The following is a 23639-nucleotide window of genomic DNA, read 5'->3' as shown; positions in this document are numbered from 1 at the left end:
TGTTGTTTTTAATAGATTGATTGTCAGATGTTTGTATATGAAAAATCATACCCTTTGCTCTTGTTTTTATCTATTTCTTTATCCCAAACTCACGTTAATTATTTACTTTAACCTCATTAAATTGATTGTCATTTGAACTAAGTAACCTTGCCTATGCAATTGGTATGTGTAAAAAGAAGACTTTGTATTACGAGTGCTTTCGCTCTACCAATTAATAAGCTAATGGTTTAAGCGTATGATTTACTTAGCATTGCCAAATGTCTTATAAGGACGCGTTATCTAATTTTAATGTCATTTTGTTTTTCTCAAAAACATATTCTTTTGTAATATTTAAAATACGAGATAATAATTTTTCTAAATTAGTCCCCTTAACTATTTAATCAAACAACTAACTTAAATTTCATGAAAAAACTTCTACAAAGTTTGTTCGTGTTTTTGTTGATTGCATCTTCTGCAATGGCTCAAAACCGAACAGTCTCAGGTACAGTGACTTCAAAAGAAGATGGTTTGCCTCTTCCAGGAGTAAGTGTAAAAGCGAGTGGCACAGGTACTGTTACTCAAACAAACGTTGATGGAAAATACACATTAAGTGTTCCGGCCTCAACAAAAACAATAGAATTTTCTTATATCGGTTACAGCAAGCAGACTTTATCTATTGCTGGCGTAATCAATGTGGCATTAGTTGCTGACAGCAAGTCACTTCAGGATGTTGTGGTAACGGCTTATGGTACAGTAAAAAGACAAAACTTTACTGGGACAGCAGCAACCGTTGGTAATACGCAGATTAAAGATCAACTGGTAAGCAGTATCGGCAATGTTTTACAAGGACAGGCAAGCGGTGTAATTGCGGTTAACAGCACTGGCCAACCTGGGGCTAACCCAACTATCCGTGTACGTGGTATTGCTTCAGCAAATGCTTCAGCAGATCCTTTAATTGTTTTGGATGGTGCAATCTTCGGCGGTAACCTAAACAATATCAATCCTAACGATATTGAAAGTATCACAATTGGTAAAGATGCAACCTCAACATCGTTATACGGATCAAGAGCAGCTGCAGGTGTTTTATTTATTACTTCAAAATCAGGAAATGGTAAACCAAAAGTTGATTTAAGTATTAATAGTGGTTTTTCTAACAGAGCAGTTAAGGATTATGAATATTTAGGTTCTCAAGGACTTTATGAAGCTACTTGGGAAGGCCTTCGTAATCAAGCGTTAATTACTCCAACATTGGTTACTTCTTCCGGTTCTACATCGGCAGCAGACTACGCAAGTAAAACCGTAGTGCCTACGCTTGTTTATAACCCATATAACATCGCTCAGCCAATTGGCCAGGATGGTAAATTGGTTTCAGGAGCCAATGCTTTATGGAACCAAGACTGGGCTGATGCTTTATTAAGGACCGGTAAAAGAACCGATATTAATGGATCAGTTTCGGGTGCATCTGATAAAACACGTTATTATATTGGTGGTGGCTATTTAACAGATGAAGGTTTGGCAAACGAATCTAAATTTAAAAGATATAGCGGTCGTGTTAAATTGGATAATCAGATGACTAACTGGCTAAAAGTTGGTGCTAACGTAAGCGGATCTTTCTCTACCCAAAACTATCCTAATCAGGCAGGTTCTGGTTACTCAAACGTAATTTCTTGGATCCGTACCGTATCTAGTATTTATCCGGAATATATTTTGGCTCCAACAACAGGTCAACCTATTTTGGATGCCAACGGTAATAAACAGTATGACTTTGGTAACAATGGTCCTTTGCTTCGTCCGGTGTTAAGACCCGGTAACCCTGCCGCTACCACATCGATGAACCCAACTACTTATGACCGTTATTTAACCTCACTTAACGGTTATGCCGAAGCTAAGGTAATTGATGGTTTAACTATCCGTTCTCAATATGCTTTAGATTACTATCAATATGCATTCGACCAATATTACAATCCATTTGTAGGTGATGGTGCTGCTTATGGTGGTAGAAGTGAAAAATATAGGGAAGCAACAATCACACAAACTTTAACAAATACCGCTACTTATGATAAGACATTTGGTGTTCATCATGTTAATTTATTAGGCGGTTGGGAAGTTTACAAATACAAAGATAATTATACTGATGCAGAAGCTAGGGGTTTTACGTTCCCAGGTACAACAGAACTATCTTATGGTGCAACACCATATACCGCGAGTTCAAATACCTATTTAAACAGACAGACTAGTTTCTTCGGTAGAGCAAGTTACGATTATAAAGATAAATATCATGTAACAGGTTCGGTGCGCGGTGATGGAAATAGCCGTTTCGCAGAGAACGTTCGTTGGGCAACATTCTATTCAGTTGGTGCTTCCTGGAATATTAATCGTGAAGTTTTTCTTTCCGATGTTAAAGCAATTAACGATTTAAAATTAAGGGCAAGTTATGGTACAACGGGTAACCAAGCGCTATTAAACAGCTCCGGTGGGCAGAATTATTTTCCTTATTTAGGCGTTTACACTGGTGGAGCAAACATTGCTGGATACAGCGGTTCTTACATTTTAAGTGCTGCAAATGATGTACTTACCTGGGAAAAACAAACTGACTTAGATTTAGGTATTGATTACAGTATTTTGAACAATAGAATTTCAGGATCATTCACTTATTTCAATAAAAAATCTAAAGGATTATTGTTTAACAGACCATTGGCACCTTCAAGCGGTTTAAATGGTGTTAACGATAACATTGGTCAATTATCTAACAAAGGTATCGAGATTGAATTAACCACTAAAAATTTTGCAGGTAAAGATTTCCAATGGTCTACTTCGATCAACTTTACCCATATCAGAAATAAAATTACAGCTCTTCCTCAACCTACAATCACAGGAAGTAACTTCTCTCAGCTTTCTGTAGGAGAATCTTTATATAATTTCTACCTAAGGGATTATGCTGGTGTTGATCCTACTGATGGCCGCCCAATGTGGTATTTAGATCAAACGGATGCTAATGGTAATGTTACGCAAACAACTACTAAAACCTATAGCGCGGCAACACGTTACTATAAAGGAACAGCATTGCCAAATGCTACAGGAGGTATTAACAACACATTTAGCTACAAAAATTTTGATCTGAATGTATTAGCATCTTTCAGTTTTGGCGGGAAAATTTATGATTCTGACTATGCTGGCTTGATGCATGCAGCTATTGGTACAAACCCAGGTTATAACTGGAGTGTTGATATTTTAAATAGATGGCAAAGCGCAAGTAACCCTGGTGATGGCGTAACTCCACGCTTAACCGGTACAACTGATGATCAGTCAACTTCAGCTTCAACCAGGTTCTTATATGATGCAAGTTATGGGCGTATTCGTAACATTACTTTAGGGTACCGTTTCCCACAACGTTGGTTAGAGAAAATCAAATTTGCAAATGCCAGAATTTTTGCTGATTACCAAAACCCGTTCACCATATTCGGGCGAAAAGGTTTAGATCCTGAGCAAGGTATTGCAGGTGTTACCAATAACACATCTGTTGTTTACAAAACCTTATCATTTGGTATCAATTTCGGATTTTAGTAGGGCTATTTAAAAAAGATTATTATGAATTTAAAGAAATATTTATTGATCAGTTTAAGTGCTATAGCACTTTCATCATGCACTAAAGATTATCTTAACGAGCCTCAGCCAGCTGATGGTAGCGTTTCGGATGTATTGGTGTTTAATTCTAAAGTTGGCGTTGATAACGCTATGACAGGTATTTATTACCTGATGCGTAATTATCAAGGTACCCAGCAAAATATGTGGGGTTGGAAAACAGTACAGTTAAACTTTGACATGAGAGGTAATGATATGATCTCTGATGCAAGTAATTGGTGGTTATACGAGAATAACTGGACTGATAATGGCTATGGTAGAATTGCTACTGCAGGACGTAATACGCAAATCTGGAACCTTTGTTATAAAGTGATTAACAATGCCAATGCTATTGTAACAAACATTAACAAGTTGCCAGAATCTGATGCAGTAAAAAATGCTTTTGTTGCAGAAGCCAGAGCCTTAAGGGGTTGGGCTTACTTTCAGCTGGCAAGAGTATACCAGTTTACTTATGCTAAAGATGTAAATGCAGCAGGTGTACCTATTATGTTGGAGCCGACAACAGCTACAACAACAGGTAAGCCCCGTTCTTCTATGAAAGATGTTTATGCACAGGTGATATCTGATTTAGAGTATGCAACCGCAACATTAACAACAACACGTGTTGATAAATACCGCATTAATAAAAGTGTAGCTCAGGGTATTTTGGCAGAGGTTTACCAGGAAATGGGAATGGCCGATGCTTCTTTATGGGCTAAAGCAGTTGCTAATGCACAAGCAGCCAGAACCGGTTTTACTTTAATGAGTGCTGCCGATTATAAATCTGGTTTTAATACTGTTTCTAATACAGAGTGGATGTGGGGCTTGCAATTTAACGCTTCACAGTCATTATCTTATGCCTCTTTCTTTGGTTATATTGAACCTTTAAATACGCCAAATACTTCTTTCAAAGCAAGGTATAATGATTTATATATCAACAATACTTTTGTCAGTTTATTCACAGCTTCAGATATTAGAAATACTTTTTTGGCTGCTCCTGGGCAATCAAGCGCCTTAACCTGGAAAAAATTTGTAACCTACAAATTTCAGGATAATGCAACCCAAACAGGTGATTTTGTAATGATGCGTGCCGCTGAGATGTATTTGATCGAAGCTGAGGGTGATGCACAGCAAGGTTTATTAGAGCCTGCAAAAGATGTGCTTTTTGTATTACAGAAACAAAGAGATCCTAATGCTGTTCGTTCTACCGCTGCAAGTAAAGATGCGTTGATTAATGAGATTCTGGTGGAGCGAAGAAAAGAATTATACGCTGAGATGGGTGTTGAGTATTTTGACTTGAAACGCTACCAAAGAGGTTTAGTCCGCAATGGTATCCAATGGAGCTTGTTAAATATACCTGCAACGGATAACCGCTGGAGGTGGCAGATTCCACAAACAGAAATGGACAATAACAAGAGCTTAACCAGTGCTGATCAAAATCCATTATAGATTTTAATCCTTTGAAAGTATAAAAAGAGGCTATCTTAAAAGGATAGCCTCTTTTTTTATACTAAAATTGAAAGAACACTTCAGCTGTAGATAACGATAACATATTTTATCCTTTGAATATATATTATCTTAAACTAACATGCTTTCTGTCTAAATGAAGCTGATTTGTCTTACGGATGCTTTGTTCTGGTGAATAAATATTTGATGTAAAATGCATTACAGACACTCGTCATATATTGGGTAATTATTTAAAAAACCTAAACTTTTCATAGAAGATTTCTTAAAAGTTGTCATATGGCTGCGTATGGCAAATTCTGCAAAAAGAGATGATGAAACTGGTTAAAAATTTCTATCCATTGGGAATTTATTATTCTTTTCGGACTTATGATCGAAAAATAATGTTGATTTTGCTAAAGCTAAATTAAGTAATATCCTAATCCATTCAATTAATGTCTAGTCCTCATATATTGACAAAAAAAGTTTTTCAACGGACGAGAAAACAACTGTGGGTTTCTAATATTACCATCTGAAAGCTGGAGAAGAACCCAGTTACTTAGCTTTCGGCGGCAGATGCATATTCAAAAAAGGATAGTTGATTACGAAGTTTTTGAATATCTCAACTATTAAAGGGAGCAAACACGGACTGAAAATGTCTATCTCTAAAGGGCATATAAAAGGAAATATTGATCCATCATTCAAGCGGGCGGGGCGGCGCAGTATTGCGGTGATGAATATCCGCAGGTACTCAAATAAAATAGAATCAGGTGCAGCATGATAGAAAACACATGTAAAAATACTACACTGGGCAGGTAAATGTATTCAAATGCAAAGAATTTATCGCTATAAAAATTAATATAAATCTTAGCAATGAAGAATTGTTCTTGAATGGGTTATTACACTGAGCGTTTTTCACCTAGATTATGTTTTTCTAATGCAATTTTAATGTATTTGTATCTTTTTTGATAAACATTTATAGATTTCGCTTCGCTTGAATATCGTTTTCGGTCTCTTTTATGTTTTAAACATGTTTTCTTTGATAATTGGCCGAAAATTAATGCAAAAGTGTCTGGTTTTTTATTTTATAAAACTTGCATGACGTTATTGTATGTGCTATATTGTGTTGTTAAACGGAAACTAAGCTATTATTATGAAACAACTCACCCAGGATTTGTTCTCATTGTTGTTCATTGCAACCGGAGCAATAGCAAAAAAGAGAACAATAAAGAGCACAGATGTGGTCAGAAAAGATTACAAAGATCCGCCAGTAATAAGCTTTAAAATTTAAAATGCGACTTAAGAGCCACCATTGGCGCATTAACATTTCAAATAATCACAATTATTAAGCTTTAAACAAGTGCAATAAAAATATGTGCAGTTTTTATTGTCGAATTTATATTGAAGAATACAAGACCGTTGCACGATTATTAACTAAACTAAACTAAATTTTTATGAAAAAACTTCTACAAAGTTTGTTCATATTGCTATTTATTGCCTCTTCGGCAATAGCGCAAGAAAGAACAATCACTGGTACAGTTACGGGTAAGGAAGACGGAATGCCGCTTCCTGGTGTAAGTGTTAAAATTAAAGGCGCAACAGGCGGAACCACAACTGGCGCTGATGGTAAATATACCCTCCGTTTAACTTCAAGCGCAACAGCATTAGAATTTTCTTACATCGGTTTCACTACTCAGTCGAGAACAATTGGTGGAGGGTCGGTAATCAATGTGGCTTTAGAGAGCGACTCTAAAACTTTAACAGACGTTGTGGTTACCGGTTATGGTGTAACCAAGAAAAAAGATTTTACCGGTTCAGCTGCAAGCGTTAAGGGAGACGATCTGAAAGATAAACCCGTGCAAAGTTTTGTGCAGGGCTTAACAGGTCAGGCTGCCGGTGTAAGCATCATTCAGCCAAACGGTTTGTTAAACAATCCTCCGGTCATCCGTGTTAGGGGGGTAAGTTCAATTTCGTTAAGCTCTTTCCCTTTGGTAATTGTAGATGGTATCCCCTTTCCAACTGGTGATGCTTCAGCCAATTCTGCTACAAATAATCCATTGGGCGATATTAACCCTGCAGATATCGAATCAATAGACATCTTAAAGGATGCGGCTTCAACCGCCTTATATGGTTCCAGAGCTGCGGCAGGCGTACTGGTAATTACCACTAAAAAAGGGAAAACGGGCGATGCCAAAGTAACCTATGATGGCTGGGTAGGTGTGAACAATGCCGTTCGTTTGCCTGAAGTATTAAATGCCCAACAATATATCGATTCGAAAAATGCTGCAGTTAAAAATGCATTGGGGATCAATCCTAATGCGCTAACTGCTGCTCAGCGAGATGCAAATGGTGTAAGTTTCTTCCCAAGTTACAATGCCGACGGCTCATTGGTGGATACGAAATGGTACGATGAAGTTTATAGAACGGCTTATTCGCAAAACCATAATGTAACCATAAGCGGCGGAACGGCTAAAACAACCTATTACCTTTCTGGCGGTATTTCCGATCAGGACGGTTTCCTAAAGGCAAATTCTTTTAAAAGGAATTCTGCACGTGCCAATTTAACACACAAGGCCACAGAATGGTTAGAGTTAAACTTGAACCTGAATTATAACAACAGTTTCAACAAATCACCACAAAGCGGATCTGCTCCAGGTTCAGCATTTGCATCGTCAGGATTAGGTCGCATTGCCATTGCTGCTGCACCAAACGTATCTGTATATAAGCCCGATGGCAGCTATAACTTAAGTGGTCAGTATATTGGTAACAATGCTAATCTGATTGCAGGTACCTGGGCACACCCAACTGTATTGGTTGAGAAAGATTTAAATACATCAGAAAATACCAGGTTTTTAACCAATCTTGGTGCAACTTTCAAAATTGTAGATGGTTTAACTTTTAGGTCAAATTACTCATGGGACAGAAGTAATACCGAAAACATTCAGTTCTGGAACCCTTTATCCGGTGATGGTTTTACCTATACGGGTTATGCATATAATAATACCGCCCGCCGTAACAACTGGAACTGGATTAATACCTTACAGTATAACAAAACTTTTGGTGGCGACCATAACTTAAACTTGACCTTAGGTTCGGATGTTCAAAAAACAAGAACGGTAAACTGGGGAGCGATCCGTCAGGGCTTAGGTGATCCAACTTTCTTTGATCAGTTTCAGGGGACTTACGTAACCAACGTGCCGGGAGGGAATAGTATTAACCAAATTTCTTTCGAAGCCTACCTGGCCAATGTTAGCTACAACTACAAGGGTAAGTATTTCTTAAGTGGTAATTTTAGAAGAGATGGTAACTCTGGTTTAGCGCAGGAAAATAAATGGGGTAATTTTGGTGGTGGATCAATCGGATGGTCCATCTCTCAGGAAGATTTCTTCAAAAATTCGTCACTATCGAATACCATCAGCAATTTGCGTATCCGGGCAAGTTATGGTAGGGTAGGTAATGCAAACGTAGGTTCTTATAATGAATACACGACTTACAGCCCTGCTTTATATGGTGCTATTCCTTTTGCCTGGCTTTATGGGCAAGCTGGAAACAAGGATTTAAAATGGGAAACCAGTAACCAGACCGATATCGGTTTAAATATTGGCTTTTTTAAAGACAGATTGACCTTTGAAGCCGACTATTTCCATAAAGATATTAATAACCTGATTTTGGATGTACCTCAGGCACCATCTAAAGGTATCCCTGGTGGAAGTATCCTGGCTAACGTAGGTTCAATGTATAACAAAGGATTTGAGTTTGCGATCTCGGGCTCGCCTGTAAAAACAACAGACTTTACCTGGACTACTAACTTGAACTTCACCACCATTAAAAATGAGGTAACGGCATTAGATCCTAATGTGAAACAGATTATAGGTACTACAAGCGGCTTGGAGTCTGCCAGTATTACAACTGTTGGTCAGTCTATCGGAAGTATTTACGCGGTTAAAACAAATGGCGTTAATCCAGCTAACGGACGTAGGATCTTTATCAATTCCGCTGGTCGCGAAGTGCAGTATCTTCACCTTGGAGGTGCTAATGCGTGGACCTATCTGGATGGTACAGCGGCTTCTTCTCCAGCGGGCGATGCCCAGGTGATCGGGGGAACTTTGCCTAAATGGTATGGTGGATTTAACAATACCTTTGCGTATAAAAACTTCGACTTAAATATCATGTTTACCTATTCAGGTGGTAATTATATCTATAATGGTTCTCGTGCCGGCTTATTGGATCAACGTTTCTGGAACAACTCAACAGAGGTATTAAATGCCTGGACTACCCCAGGTCAGATAACCAACATTCCAAGAGTAGTTTATGGGGATAATGTTTCCAATGGATCATCATTCCCGATCGATGCCAATGTTGAAAAAGGGGACTTCTTGCGTTTACAGGCAGCAACGTTGGGATACAAAATTCCAAAATCGGTGTTTGGCAAAACCGGTATAAGCGGTGCGAGGGTTTATGCCTCTGTAAACAATGCTTTTATTATTACAGGTTATACAGGTGTTGACCCAGAGATATCTACTAATGGTAACTCCAACCTGGCAAGTGGTGTCGAACGTAACAGTATTCCACAAGGAAGATCTTTCACATTCGGAATTAGTTTAGGATTATAATTTAACTACAAATCAACATGAAAATTTTTCATATCAATTCATACAAACTCAAGGTTGCTGCACTAGCGGTAACAGCACTACCATTAATAGGTTTGGTATCTTCTTGTAAAAAAGATTTTTTGGTGGCGGCTCCGGAATTGAACCTTCCCGATCAAGATGCATTTGCTAATCCAACACGGATTTTAGGACAGGTAAATGGTTTATATGTATCACTTAAATCCGGTTCGTTTCTTGGCGGCAGATACGAAATTTATAACGATATCAGGGCTGAGGAATTTACCAACAGGTTAAGTAACAATGTTACAGGTTATGATGTTTACGGTGGTACAAATAACTCTACCAATACTTATATCGCCAGTTTCTGGTCGCAGGGCTATTTAACCATTAACCGGGTTAATCTTTTTTTAAGGGGGATAGAGGTCAACTCTACTGTTTTAACCCCGGCTCTAAATGCCAACTATATTGGTGAAGCTAAATTTATCAGGGCATTAAGCTACTTTTCTTTGATACAGATTTTTGCTAAACCGTATGTGCAAAACAATGGAGCATCGCGTGGTTTACCGTTGCGTTTGCAACCCGAAACTTCACTGGCTAATAATGCATTAAAAAGTAGCACTGTTGCAGCAGTGTATGCTCAGATTATTAAAGATCTCGACGATGCAGAGGCTGGTTTGCCAGATGGACAGGGCTCCGCTTTGGCAAATACGACCAGGGCCCATAAAAACACGGCTATCGCATTAAAAACACGTGTTTACTTAGCTATGGGCAACTATGCCAAAGTAATTGAAGAAGGAAACAAACTGGTTCCGCAAGTGGCACCTTTTGTCAATACTGCTAGGACAGCACACGCCTTACAGGCCAACGTAGCTAACGTTTTTGCAGCTCCATATACCACGTCTGAATCGATTTTCTCTTTACCGATGGCTGATACCAATGCACCAGGAACCCAGAACCAGCTAGGATATTACTACAACGCCAATGTAGAGTATTTTCTGAATCAAACAGGTGCAGGTATTTACGCAGATGCAGCATGGCCTTCAACTGATGCCAGGAAATCCAGTTTAACGGGTAATGTCGCTCTATCTTCTACCAGTACGGTACGCAGGGTAATTAAATTCTCAAGCACTTCACCGTTTATAGATTTTGTTCCTATTATCCGCTACGCGGAAGTATTGCTGAATGTTGCCGAGGCAGAAGCTTTGGTTACCGGCGGTAATTTGGTGCGCTCGAGGGCTATACTACAGGCAGTGCGCACCCGTTCTGATGCTTCTTATGTTTTTGGCGCTTTTGCAACTCCAACCGATTTGCTCAATGCCATTTTGAAAGAAAGACGGATTGAGTTATTGGCAGAAGGATTTAGGTATAATGATCTTGCCAGAAAAGCCGCTCCCCTGCCTTCATTTGGAATAGGTGCTGCCATTCCTGTTTCGGATGATCGCTATACTTTCGCAATTCCACTAGCAGAAATTAATACCAACTCAGAAGTTAATAACTTCTAATTATATTGCAGAGGGTGTCCAAAAAGGCACCCTCTTTTTTTATAACCCCTTTCTGAAATCATTATAGTTATCAAAGCTAACCTCTAATCGTTCAGCAATGGCACGCTGCCAGCCTCACGCGTTAGTTCCTGATCATCAATTTGTTCTATGTATCAAGGCTTTTTAAAAAGAATGCAAATTTTATTTTGTAAAATTTGCATTACAAAATACTAAATCCTATATTGGATTATTATTAACTAAACTAAATTATTTTTATGAAAAAACTTCTACAAAGTTTGTTCATATTGCTATTTATTGCCACCTCAGCAATAGCGCAAGATCGAACAATCACTGGAACAGTTACGGCCCAGGAAGATGGATTACCCCTCCCAGGCGTAAGTGTAAGAATTAAAGGCGCTTCAAACTCAGGCGTCTCTACAAATGCCGCAGGTAAATTTTCCATCAAGGTAAATGCAGAAGCCAAAGCGCTAATTTTTTCTTCGGTAGGGTATTCCACTCAAGAAATTGCTATTAGAGGCAGCGTTGTAAATGCATCTTTAGAAACAGATTCAAAGTCTCTATCAGAAGTTGTGGTAACGGCATTAGGTCAAAAGCGCGAAACCAAATCATTGGGTTATGCGACTACTACGATTAAGAACAGCGATTTAACCGCTGGTCGCTCAACCAATGTGGTAAATGCACTGGCAGGTAAAGTAGCAGGTGTAAAAATCTTGTCAACAGGTGGTGCAACAGGTGCATCATCAAACATCAATATCAGGCAAGCCACAACCTTTACCGGATCGAACCAACCGTTATGGGTACTCGATGGTATTCCGATTGATAATGGTGGAGGAAGCCAGAGTGTTAATACGGGAAGTACCAACTCTAACAGGGGTATTGATTTAAACCAGGATGACATTGAATCTGTAACCATTTTGAAAGGACCTGCTGCTGCAGTGCTATATGGCTCAAGAGCTGTTGCAGGGGCAGTAATTGTAACCACTAAAAAGGGTAGCAAAGGCCAGGCTGGAAGAGTAGAATTAAGCAGTAACTATAATTACATAGAGGTTAACCGTTTGCCAGATTATCAGAATGAATACTCACAGGGAACCAATGGGTTATACGATTCTTTCTCTCAAATGTCGTGGGGAACAAAGGTAACCGGACAAACAGTTACCAATTACCTCGGTAATCCAGAAACCCTTACCGCTTATCCAGATAATGTTAAGGATATATTTAAAGGAGGTTATAACTTACAGAACAATGTTACTTTTTCTGGTGGTACCGAAAAAACAGCTTATTACTTTAATTATGGAAATTTTAAGGAAAGCGGATATATCGATAATAACACTTTGGCTAAAAATAACTTTACCGTTAATGCAAATACACAATTGAGTAAAAATTTAACCATTAGTTCTTCAATTCAGTACATCCATAGTAATTCGGTGGGTACTCCTACCGGCAATGCAAGATCTAATCCTCTTTTCGATGGGATGACCTTGCCTAGGACTTACAATTTGGCCAATTATCCATTTGAAACTGCTGCAGGTTTAAATAATATACCAACAAGTCGTGTTCCCAATGCAGGTTATACTTATTACAATATTTTAGGATCAGATAACCCACTATGGTCAATTAAATATGTTTTATATAAACAAAAGATAGATCGGGCCATTGGTAATGTTGGTTTAGATTATAAAATTGCAGATTGGTTAAGTGCCAACTATAAAATCGGGATTGACCAATACACCAATGTATCCAAAACTATCAACGAAAAATCGGCAAATAATAATCAATCAGCAAGCAGAGTCGGTTCTATTATCGACAACACCACCAATAGACGTGAGGTAAGCTCGTATTTTAATTTAGTGGCTAACAAGCGGTTTTGGAAAGATTTTGGTGCTAGATTTTTATTGGGTAACGAGATAAACTACAGAAGATTAGATCAGCTACAGATTACTGGTAACGGTATACAAGCTGCTCATAATTACAATATTTCTAATACCTTAACTTATGTTCCGTTTCAAGCGGTAACAGAACAAAGTCTAGTTGGGGTATATGCTGATATTAGTTTAGATTATAAATCTTTTGCATATTTATCGTTTACAGGACGTAGAGATGTATCTTCAACCTTTGCCCCTGATAAAAGAAGTTATTTTTACCCTAAAGTTGATGCCAGTTTTATTGCTACAGAGGCTTTTCCTGAGTTAAAACAAAATGATATTTTAACCTACCTGAAAATTAGAGCCAATTACGCGAAAGTAGGTAGAGAAGCGCCAGTTTATAGTACTGGTACTTATTTTGGTACTGCAGGCCCTTCTGATGGTTTTGGGCCAAATTTAATCTTTCCGTTTAACGGTGTAAATGGTCAAACTTTTTCAAATGCAGCCGGTAATATTAATATAAAGCCCGAATTTACGGCTTCCAAAGAAATTGGTTTAGAGGCAAAGTTTTTAAAAGACAGATTGAGTATTGATGTTGCCTATTATAGTACTAAAAGTACCGACATTATATTTTCTGTTCCTAGCGCACCTTCTTCTGGTTTTAGCAGTACTTTGCTGAATGCCGGAACCTTAAAGGCGCACGGTATTGAGTTGTTGATCAGTGGAACACCGATAAAATCCACTGACTTTAACTGGGATTTATCTGTAAACTTCACTAAAGGAAGAAACGAAGTTGTAGAGTTAGCTCCTGGTGTACCTTTTATCGGCAATGGTGGTTTTACCAATCCACAAGGTCGTATTGTTACTGGATATCAATATGGAACCCTGTTTGGCCAGGTATTTAAGAAACTTAATGGGAAGGATGTTGTTGATGCGAATGGTAGGTTGAGTTCTGGCCAGATCAATACTGCAGAACTACAGCCGATTGGTGATCCAAATCCAAAATGGACCGGTGGTGTAAATACAACCTTCTCTTATAAAGGTTTATCATTAAGTTTATTTGCCGATATCCGTTATGGCGGCGATATTTATTCGAGAACAATTACCGACTTAAGAAGATATGGTGTTGCTGCAGAAACGGGAAATAGAGATCGTTTATATATGCACAATGCCGTATACGCAGATGGTACGCCAAATAATACATTAATTACAGCCGAACAATATTATAGTGATTTATATTCGTCAGCAGCGCAAGAATATGCAGTTTTTGATGGTTCCTGGATCAGGTTACGCGAAGCCACATTATCTTATCGTATCCCAAGCAAATTATTAAACAAACTGAGCTTTATAAAAGGAATTAATGTTGGTTTAACAGGAAGAAACCTTTTGATGTATGCGCCGAATTTCCCTCATCTGGATCCAGAGAATAATCTTTTGGGTGTTAGTAACGGACAGGGAATTGAGTATAACGGCCAGCCTCAAACAAGAACCTATGGTGGATTTTTAAAATTATCATTTTAGTATTAGGAGAGTTTAAATATGAAAATTAATATAAAGAAAATAGTTTTTGGATTGGCATTAGCCATGACAGGACTTAGCTCGTGCAAGAAATTTGTAGACATTAATGATGATCCTACACGATTAAAAGATCCTGATGCAAGTTTAATTTTACCTGCAGCACAAGGTAATCTTGGCTTTACAATGGGCTCCGATATACATCGTTTTACTTCCTTATGGGTACAGCAGTTTGCTGCCCAGGGCGGCGGTTCTGCTCAGCCAACACAATATGATAAATATGCAGTTGGTGAAGGTGACATCAATAATACCTGGTCGGCAACTTTCGCAGGTACTTTAGCTGATTTACAGAAAGTTATTGAAAAAACCAAAGCAACAAGCCCAAAATATGCAGGAGTTGCAGAGCTGGTAAAAGCATATGTTTATCAAACCCATGTTGATGCATTTGGAGATCTGCCTTATACAGAGGCCATTGGTTATGAAGCAAACTTAAAACCAAAGTTTGATGGATCGTCAACCATTTATGATAATCTGTTTGGTTTAATTGATGAGGGCATTGCAGATATCAAAAAAGCATCTTTATTGGCGCCTACAACCGATGACCTATTTTATGGTGGTGACATGGATAAATGGGAACGTTTTGGGAATGCTTTAAAATTAAGAATGTATATCCACTATTTTTCTACCAATGGGACAGCTGCCGATGCAACCAAAGCCAAGACAGGAATATTGGCTATTCTTGCTGCCAACAAGTTGTTAAGAACAAACGCTGATAATTTTCAAATGCGTTTTTTAACGTCTGCCAATCAAACCAACCCTATTCACCAATTTGAAGGATCAAGACCAAACCAGTTTTTTCCAAGTAAAACGCTGGTTGATATTATGAATGCCAAGAGCGATAGTAGAAGAAACTCATATTTTACCCTACAATCAGGAACCTATATTGGCGCTACAAATGGGAATGGTGATGTTGTGGTAAGTACTGCTTTTTCACGCATGAGCACTTATCTTAGAGGGAAACTTTCAGCAGGGGCATATTCTGGTGAAGCACCCATAAGAATGTTAACTTTTGCTGAGCAAAACCAGATTTTAGCCGAATATTACGCCAGAGCAAATGGTGGAAATGATTTATTAACTGCCGATACCTATTATAAAGCTGGTATAACAGCATCCTTTTCAGCTGCTATAGAATTTTCTGATCCAACAACAGAAGGTGCAGCAGTAACTGCCGGTTTAGCTACTTATCTGGCTTCTACAAACGGAACTTTGGCAACAGGCAATGCACTGCAAAAAATTATTGAAGAAAAATTTGTGTCCAACTTTGGGGTTGCCATAGAGCCTTGGACGGACTGGAGAAGAACAGGGTTTCCTGCACTATCACCAGTATCTCCTGCAACAGCCATTCCGCGTATATTGCCATACTCATTCAACGAAAGAAGCTACAATCCTAACACACCAGCCCGACCTTCAGTATTTGTAAAATCTGTATTTTGGGATAAATAATTATAACTATGAAAAGAATTTTAATCATATTATTTGCATCAATTTTAGGCTTGGCCTCATGCAAAAAAGACCCAAAGCAACCTGAAACACTTGATACAGCCGCTACCATTACTTTTGATGGTAACTTAAATACGGTATCGGGTACTTATTCAAGTTATGCTAGTGCTACTCCTACCATAAAGGGAACGGGAACGGTAAATATTGTAATTACCTATAGTGGAGATATAAAGACACTTTCGTTTACTACCCCAACTGGTACGGTGGTTAACAATTTGGGCACAGCTACAGTAAGTGGCGGTTCTTACACCTTTACTAAACTGGTAAAAGATTTACGTGGTACAGCTGATGCTCCACTCCCAACCTCTGGTACAAGTGGGGCGGTTGTTTTAACTGTTACCGCTACCCTTGGTAATGGACAAACAGTAAAACGCTTTTTTACCATTACCATTACCGGATAATTTGTATAAAAATAAAGGCTTGGAAATTTTCTAAGCCTTTATTTTTAAATTGAAGAAATTTAAACTTATTTCTTATCCACACTATACTTACCGGGTCCAATAAAAATCAGCCCGAAAAATACAATGCCCAATTCAATTGCATGGCTGGCACCACCTAATCCATCGCCTTTAGCGAAATGCACTAAAGCCGCTATAATCATCGTAAAGATTAATAAAATTAGTGCCGGGCGGAAAAACAAGCCTACAATTAGCAAGAAACCACCAAAGGTTTCGGTAGCGGCGGCCATAAAGCCCCAAAATATCGGTAAAAAGTTTATGCCAATTACTTTCATACTTCCACCTAAATCAGTCCAGCCGTTTGGCCCGCCTGCAAGTTTCGGGAAACCATGAATAATAAACATTACGCCTAAACCAATGCGTAACAGCAATAGTCCTGTATTGCGGTATTTTCCTAAATTGTCTAAAATTGCCATCTTATAAATATTTAAATTGAACGTTGTTTGTTTCTACTTTTAAGTACACCTCAGCACCTAAAACCATGCTGAGATTATTGTCGATATGCCCCGTTGGGAAATTAAAGCAAACCGGGAAATCATAGTCCTTAACAATATCCCAAATTACCTCGTCGGCTGTTTGCCCGAAAGAAATCTTTTCTTCTTCAATTTCATTAAAGGCGCCAATAACCAAACCCTTTAAGGCTTTTAGTTTGCCCGCTCTTTTTAGCATACGCAACATGCGGTCTATACCGTATTCTTGCTCGCCAACATCTTCCAAAAAGAGAATTTTATCGGTAAAATCCATTTCCGAAACCGAGCCCTGTACCATGGTAAGCAAACTTAAATTACCACCAATCAAAATCCCGCTTGCTTCTCCTGCCCTATTTTTAAAGCTGCTTTGGTAAGAATAGGTCTGTTTTTCTCCAAATAAAGCCTTTTGCAAAGAAAGTAAAGCCTCGGGTGTAGATGTATCAAATGTATAAGGCATTTGTGCGTGTACGCATTGGGTATTACATTGTGCAACCAGATGCGATAGCAGAACGGTAATATCGCTGAAACCTACAAACCATTTGGGATTCTTGTTAAATGCTGTAAAATCTAGGTCATCAATAATCCGGATGGTACCATAACCACCACGGCCCGAAATAATGGCTTTTATAGATGGATCGTCCAAAAAACGCTGAATGTCTTTAGTTCTTAAAGCATCAGTTCCGGCAAATTGGTGATGGCTTGCATATACACTATCGCCAATAATAACCTCCAAACCCCAGCTTTCTAATCGCGCTATGGCATGGTCTATAGGTTTGGGTAATTTCTTTGCCGGACACACCAAGGCAATCTTATCTCCTTTTTTTAAATACGGGGGCTGCTTAATCATCTTCAAAACACTTATCTTTGCCAAATTAATAAAAATTGTTTTGGATAATAGTAAAATAAAAAGATATACCGTAACTGCAGCGCTTCCATATACCAATGGACCAGTTCATATTGGGCACCTGGCTGGTGTTTACATCCCTGCAGATATTTATGCCCGTTATTTAAGATCGAATAAGCGCGATGTAAAATTCATCTGTGGATCTGACGAAAACGGCGTTCCGATTACTTTAAAGGCCAAAAAGGAGGGGATAACTCCTCAGGAAGTGGTAGATAAGTACCATAAAATTATTGGCGATTCCTTTAAAGAGTTCGGGGTATCTTTCGATATCTATCACCGGACTTCTTCGCTTACCCACCATCAAACTGCTGCTGATTTCTTTGAAACACTTTACGAAAAAGGGGTTTTTACTGAAGAAATTACCGAGCAATATTATGATGCAACCGCTAAGCAATTTTTGGCCGATCGTTACATCACAGGTACCTGCCCTAAATGCGGTAACGAAAATGCTTATGGCGATCAGTGCGAAAACTGTGGGTCTACGCTCAATGCGACCGATCTAATCAATCCAAAATCGACCTTATCAGGCGATAAACCAATTTTAAAGGAAACTAAAAACTGGTTTCTACCACTTGATAAGTATGAAGACCGTTTAAGGGCTTATATCGAAAGCCATAAAGAATGGCGCCCAAATGTGTATGGTCAATGCCAAAGCTGGTTAAATGCAGGTTTACAGCCAAGGGCAATGACCAGAGATTTAGACTGGGGTGTACGCGTTCCACTTCGCGATGCCGAGGGTAAAGTACTTTATGTATGGTTCGATGCACCTATTGGATATATTTCTGCAACCAAAGAGCTGTGTAACTATGCGAAGCTTGATGTGTGGAATCCTAAAGCAGAAGAATATTACATCAATAGTTACGAAAGCGATAAATGTGGTTGGGAAGAATACTGGAAAAGCGACGAAACCAAATTAGTTCACTTTATTGGTAAAGATAATATCGTTTTCCATTGCATTATTTTCCCTGCAATGCTAATGGCCCATGGCGAATATACATTGGCTGATAATGTGCCTGCAAACGAATTCTTAAACTTAGAAGGACAGAAAATATCAACTTCTAAGAACTGGGCAGTTTGGCTGAACGAATATTTAAGAGAGTTTGAAGGAAAACAAGATGTATTGCGTTATGTGTTAACTGCAACAGCTCCTGAAACTAAGGATAACGATTTTACCTGGAAAGATTTTCAGGCCAGAAATAATAATGAGCTGGTTGCTATACTTGGCAATTTTGTAAACCGCGTGGTGGTACTTACGCATAAATATTTTGGTGGCTCAGTGCCTACCTGCATGGAAATTACTGATGTAGATCAGGCTGTTATTGATGAGCTGGCTGGTTACCCTGCTAAAATCTCTGCATCTATAGAAAACTACCGTTTTAGAGAGGCTTTATCGGAAGTAATGAACGTAGCCCGGTTGGGTAATAAGTATCTGGCCGAAACTGAGCCTTGGAAATTGATTAAAACCGACGAGGACCGCGTAAGAACAATCTTGCATATTGCGCTTCAAATAGCGGCCAATATTCAGATCCTGATCGAACCTTTCTTGCCGTTTACAGCCGAAAAGTTAATGAAGATGCTCCAAAATGGCGGTCATGATTGGGCTGATGCTGGTACGGTTAGCCTGTTAAAACGTGGTCACGATATTGGAGAAGCGGTGCTCTTGTTTGATAAAATTGAAGATGCAGAGATCGACTTCCAGATCGAGAAACTGAATCAAAGCAAAGCCAGCAATGCGGCTAATAATGTTGTTGCTGTTCCGGCAAAAGAAAATATCCAGTTTGACGATTTCTCGGCAATAGATATCCGTGTTGCCACAATTATAGCCGCAGAAAAGGTAGAGAAAACTAAAAAACTGTTAAAATTAACGGTAAATACAGGCATTGATGAAAGAACAGTGGTTTCGGGCATCGCCGAATATTATAAACCTGAAGACATTGTTGGCAAACAGGTAAGTATGGTTGTTAACCTGGCGCCGAGAGAGATCAAAGGTATTTTATCACAAGGTATGATTTTAATGGCCGAAAATGCAGAAGGCAAACTCACTTTTGTGGCACCTACAAGTAAGTTTGAGGATGGGAGTGTGGTGAGATAGGGCAGTTCAGCATTCGGAGGTGTATTATTCTACATATTCTGTTGGATCATGTCGCCAATGGTGCGCTTATAAACATAAAATAAATCCGATGGGAGTCCGAGTATTTTCATAAAAACCGGACTCCTATCAGCCCCATCTACTCCTTAATAACTTGATTTGATGAATATGGAAGTCATTCAACTTAATGTGAGCGGACGAGCAGTTAGGGACAATAAATATTTTTTATCCTATCAAACTGACTCTTTCAATAAACTATTGTTGTTTAAAACTTCAATCGAAGGTTAACCTCAAAATCGCCATTGGTGTAATTGGATAATGATGTAGTTTGCAAAGTATGTGAAAAACCAAGGAGATATTTTTGCTGATAATCCATTCCAATACCAAAACTCGCACTTCCGCTAGTGTGGTAAAAGCCGTTTAATAATATCTGTTTCTTTGCAAAACTTAGTTGCGCACCTGTATCCCATATATGATCAAAACCTTTAATACCTCTAAAAACAATTTTTGGTTCTAATTCGGCCTCATTTACGGCAATTTTATAGCTAAAAGCCGAATAAAAAATGGGTAAATCAGCTACCATACTATTATTCCAGAATAAATTCTTTAGGTTGGGCAATGCTACTTCCAAGCTGATTTTACCAGTTGTTAACGCCAATCCGAAATCACCATCGAAATAGGTTTGACGTTGATTATAAAGGCTGACTAAATTATCATTCGGATTACCGTTAATTTCGTCTACCGTTAAACGTTGGTTTCTTATTCCTGCTGAAAGGCCAAAATGCAGCGTGGATGCCTCGTTAATTTGCAAGTGATAAGCGTAGCTGGCCAATGCACGTACATATCGTTGCAGACCAGCCTTATCTAACGTTACATTAAGGCCAATACCAACCTTTTTGTAACCATATTCTGCCGTTAGGTTCTGTATTACTGGTGCGCCAGGAATATCGCTGAACTGTGAACGATGAGATAGGCTTAATGCCCATCCTTTCTCAATCCCTGCCATGGCCGGGTTGCCTAAATAGCGGTTCGTGTAATATTGTGCTTGCAAGGGGTTGAGCTGTGCCCTGAGTACTGTTGGAGCGCAACAAGCGATAGCAATAATAATTGAAAGCCTGATTTTCATATGAGTTAAATTAGAGGAACTTGACTCCAAGTTCTACATGGTGTTATTGTTGCCTGATGATTGTAATGAAACCTTTTTGTTTTAATTTTTCAGGCCCAAAATCGATGATGTAATAATAAGTACCTTCTGCCAGCGCCTGTCCGTTTACTGTTCCGTCCCATGTATTATTATACCCTTTTTGGGTGAATAAGATTCTTCCGGCCCGATCAAACACCCGTACCAGATTGTCAGGATACGCATCTATGTTTTCCACAGTCCAAAGATCGTTTACGCCATCACCGTTAGGCGTAAGAATGTTATTGGCTTTTACAGCTTGGAAATCATCACGAACGTTTATGGTAAAGCTACTGCTCAGGCTACAGCCACTGGCATTTCTTGCCGTAACAATGTAGGTTGTGGTTTGGCTCGGCCTAATATTAAGCACGGCTGTATTTTGCCCTGAAATAATTCCATTAGCATTAGCCCAACTATACGTACTGCCTCCTGTTGCCGTTAAACTTAACATTTCGCCTTTACTTACACTATTTCCTTTACTGCTCAAAATCTCAATAGCGGGCAATGCATTGATGGTTAAGCTTCCATTTACATAGTTAAAACTATAGTTATTGGCAACTGCACCAGCGGGCGTTAATGTGTAGGTACCAGCCAAAGAATTACTATTGGCATTAGCAGTTACCGTGGGTTTGGTACTAAGGTTATTTTCATTGTCGCCATATTTAAAACCTGAATAACTTACATCAAGAGCCGGAGGGTTACTGCTTTGACACATCGTCTTATTATTGGCTGTTATGGTAAGCACAGCTTTGGTGATGGTTAGGCTAGCTGGATGATATGTAATGGCATAATTTATACCGGCGTTCAAGTTTCCTTGTCTAATGCTATAACTGCCTGCGTTTTCGCCAACTGTTCTTGCTAATGAGCCTGCAAGCGCATCAGCGCCTAACAAACCGCTGGCGGTATAGGTTAATACCGGATCAACATCGCCGTAAACCTTACTTTTTGCAGCCGCAGTAATGATTAATGTTTTTGCGATAATTGTTAAGTCGGCAGAAACATAGTTGATGCTATAATTGCTTCCCGCCGTCAAACTCCCTTGATTAATGTTATAGGTACCAACATTCTCGCCAATAGCCCTTAGCAATGCTCCTGTAAGCACATCTGTGCCTACCAAACCAGTACTGGTATAAGTTAGTACAGGATCAGTATCGCCATATACTTTGTTTTTTGCCTGAGCTGTTACCGTCAAGGTTTTTGAAGTAATGGTAAAATTAGCTGGTGCATAAGCGATGGTGTAATTGGTGCCCGCCGAAAGGCTTCCTTGGATTATTGCATAAGTCCCCACATTTTCTCCAGTTGCCCTGGTTAAGGCACCTATAACCACATCCGTACCAACCAAACCCGAACTGATGTAAGTAAGTGAAGGGTCGCCATCGCCATAAATCTTGCTTTTGGCTTGGGCAGTAATGGTTAGCACTTTATTGGTAATCGTTAAGCTAGCTGGTACATAAGTAATGCTATAATTAGCACCTGCATCTAAAGTTCCTTGGGCGATTGCATAAGTCCCCACATTTTCGCCAGTTGCTCTGGTTAAGGCACCTGTAACCACATCAGTACCAACCAAACCCGAACTGGTGTAGGTAAGCGAGGGATCGCCATCGCCATAAATCTTGCTTTTGGCTTGGGCAGTAATGGTTAGCACTTTATTGGTAATCGTTAAGTTGGCGGGTACGTAAGTAATGCTGTAATTAGCGCCTGCGTTTAAAGTTCCTTGGGCGATTGCATAAGTCCCCACATTTTCGCCAGTTGCCCTGGTTAAGGCACCTGTAACCACATCAGTACCAACCAAACCTATACTGGTATAGGTAAGCGAGGGATCGCCATCGCCATAAACCTTTCTTTTGGCTTGGGCAGTGATGGTTAGCACTTTATTGGTAATCGTTAAGTTGGCTGGTAGGTAAGTAATGCTATAATTAGCGCCTGCATCTAAAGTTCCTTGGACGATTGCATAAGTCCCCACATTTTCGCCAGTTGCCCTGGTTAAGGCACCTGTAACCACATCAGTACCAACCAAACCTATACTGGTATAGGTAAGCGAGGGATCTCCATCGCCATAAACCTTGCTTTTGGCTTGGGCAGTGATGGTTAGCACTTTATTGGTAATCGTTAAGTTGGCTGGTAGGTAAGTAATGCTATAATTAGCACCTGCATCTAAAGTTCCTTGGGCGATTGCATAAGTCCCCACATTTTCTCCAGTTGCCCTGGTTAAGGCACCTGTAACCACATCAGTACCAACTAAACCCGAACTGGTGTAGGTAAGCGAGGGATCGCCATTGCCATAAATCTTGCTTTTGGCTTGGGCAGTGATGGTTAGCACTTTATTGGTAATCGTTAAGTTGGCTGGTATGTAAGTAATGCTATAATTAGCACCTGCATCTAAAGTTCCTTGGGCGATTGCATAAGTCCCCACATTTTCTCCAGTTGCCCTGGTTAAGGCACCTGT

12 protein-coding genes are annotated in these 23639 nt (G+C 39.3%); 8 read left to right on the top strand and 4 right to left on the bottom strand.

Annotated elements, in window-relative coordinates; genetic code table 11:
* The first annotated feature begins 402 nt into the window (after positions 1 to 402).
* From FHT21_RS16295 to FHT21_RS16265, 7 genes are all read left to right on the top strand, one after another.
* The gene (locus tag FHT21_RS16295; protein WP_167295834.1) at positions 403 to 3543 is read left to right on the top strand and encodes a TonB-dependent receptor; all 3141 of its coding nucleotides are present in this window, start codon (positions 403 to 405) and stop codon (positions 3541 to 3543) included.
* A 24-nt stretch (positions 3544 to 3567) separates the two neighbouring features.
* Positions 3568 to 5049, top strand: a complete 1482-nt coding sequence (locus tag FHT21_RS16290; protein ID WP_167295833.1) for a RagB/SusD family nutrient uptake outer membrane protein — start codon at positions 3568 to 3570, stop codon at positions 5047 to 5049.
* A gap of 1448 nt (positions 5050 to 6497) precedes the next feature.
* The gene (locus tag FHT21_RS16285) at positions 6498 to 9656 is read left to right on the top strand and encodes a TonB-dependent receptor (protein ID WP_167295832.1); all 3159 of its coding nucleotides are present in this window, start codon (positions 6498 to 6500) and stop codon (positions 9654 to 9656) included.
* Between the two features lie 17 nt (positions 9657 to 9673).
* Positions 9674 to 11155 carry a RagB/SusD family nutrient uptake outer membrane protein gene (locus FHT21_RS16280; RefSeq protein WP_167295831.1) on the top strand — a complete coding sequence of 494 codons (1482 nt, stop codon included), beginning with the start codon at positions 9674 to 9676 and terminating at the stop codon, positions 11153 to 11155.
* Positions 11156 to 11409: 254 nt separating this feature from the next.
* Positions 11410 to 14538 carry a SusC/RagA family TonB-linked outer membrane protein gene (locus FHT21_RS16275; protein WP_167295830.1) on the top strand — a complete coding sequence of 1043 codons (3129 nt, stop codon included), beginning with the start codon at positions 11410 to 11412 and terminating at the stop codon, positions 14536 to 14538.
* Between the two features lie 18 nt (positions 14539 to 14556).
* Complete coding sequence (locus tag FHT21_RS16270; RefSeq protein WP_167295829.1) at positions 14557 to 16035, top strand: SusD/RagB family nutrient-binding outer membrane lipoprotein; 1479 nt, start codon at positions 14557 to 14559, stop codon at positions 16033 to 16035.
* 8 nt (positions 16036 to 16043) lie between these two features.
* Positions 16044 to 16493 (top strand): hypothetical protein, encoded by a 450-nt coding sequence (locus FHT21_RS16265; RefSeq protein WP_167295828.1) that lies wholly within the window; start codon positions 16044 to 16046, stop codon positions 16491 to 16493.
* A gap of 65 nt (positions 16494 to 16558) precedes the next feature.
* On the opposite strand, the gene FHT21_RS16260 is transcribed toward FHT21_RS16265, so the two are convergent.
* Together FHT21_RS16260 and FHT21_RS16255 are read right to left on the bottom strand one after the other, a co-directional pair.
* Positions 16559 to 16966 (bottom strand): DoxX family protein, encoded by a 408-nt coding sequence (locus tag FHT21_RS16260; protein ID WP_167295827.1) that lies wholly within the window; start codon positions 16964 to 16966, stop codon positions 16559 to 16561.
* A 1-nt stretch (position 16967) separates the two neighbouring features.
* Complete coding sequence (locus tag FHT21_RS16255; protein WP_167295826.1) at positions 16968 to 17867, bottom strand: LD-carboxypeptidase; 900 nt, start codon at positions 17865 to 17867, stop codon at positions 16968 to 16970.
* Positions 17868 to 17907: 40 nt separating this feature from the next.
* Here FHT21_RS16255 and metG point away from each other — a divergent pair, with 40 nt between their 5' ends.
* Positions 17908 to 20016: a methionine--tRNA ligase gene (gene metG, locus FHT21_RS16250; protein WP_167295825.1), complete on the top strand. Its 2109-nt coding sequence runs from the start codon at positions 17908 to 17910 to the stop codon at positions 20014 to 20016.
* Between the two features lie 262 nt (positions 20017 to 20278).
* Here metG and FHT21_RS16245 read toward each other — a convergent pair whose 3' ends face one another.
* Positions 20279 to 21139, bottom strand: a complete 861-nt coding sequence (locus FHT21_RS16245) for a PorP/SprF family type IX secretion system membrane protein (RefSeq protein ID WP_167295824.1) — start codon at positions 21137 to 21139, stop codon at positions 20279 to 20281.
* A 43-nt stretch (positions 21140 to 21182) separates the two neighbouring features.
* A partial coding sequence (locus tag FHT21_RS16240) for an MBG domain-containing protein (RefSeq protein WP_167295823.1) occupies positions 21183 to 23639 on the bottom strand: 2457 nt, incomplete at its 5' end.

Origin of the sequence: Pedobacter sp. SG908 (genome assembly GCF_011759615.1) — a bacterium.
GTDB classification, from domain to species: Bacteria; Bacteroidota; Bacteroidia; order Sphingobacteriales; family Sphingobacteriaceae; genus Pedobacter; species Pedobacter riviphilus.
This window is presented reverse-complemented; position numbering and strand designations above follow the sequence as displayed.

Coding starts and splice junctions, on each gene's coding strand:
- FHT21_RS16295 (WP_167295834.1), top strand. CDS start 403: ATGAAAAAACTTCTACAAAGTTTGTTCGTGTTTTTGTTGATTGCATCT.
- FHT21_RS16290 (WP_167295833.1), top strand. CDS start 3,568: ATGAATTTAAAGAAATATTTATTGATCAGTTTAAGTGCTATAGCACTT.
- FHT21_RS16275 (WP_167295830.1), top strand. CDS start 11,410: ATGAAAAAACTTCTACAAAGTTTGTTCATATTGCTATTTATTGCCACC.
- FHT21_RS16255 (WP_167295826.1), bottom strand. CDS start 17,867: ATGATTAAGCAGCCCCCGTATTTAAAAAAAGGAGATAAGATTGCCTTG.
- FHT21_RS16280 (WP_167295831.1), top strand. CDS start 9,674: ATGAAAATTTTTCATATCAATTCATACAAACTCAAGGTTGCTGCACTA.
- FHT21_RS16285 (WP_167295832.1), top strand. CDS start 6,498: ATGAAAAAACTTCTACAAAGTTTGTTCATATTGCTATTTATTGCCTCT.
- FHT21_RS16270 (WP_167295829.1), top strand. CDS start 14,557: ATGAAAATTAATATAAAGAAAATAGTTTTTGGATTGGCATTAGCCATG.
- FHT21_RS16245 (WP_167295824.1), bottom strand. CDS start 21,139: ATGAAAATCAGGCTTTCAATTATTATTGCTATCGCTTGTTGCGCTCCA.
- FHT21_RS16260 (WP_167295827.1), bottom strand. CDS start 16,966: ATGGCAATTTTAGACAATTTAGGAAAATACCGCAATACAGGACTATTG.
- FHT21_RS16265 (WP_167295828.1), top strand. CDS start 16,044: ATGAAAAGAATTTTAATCATATTATTTGCATCAATTTTAGGCTTGGCC.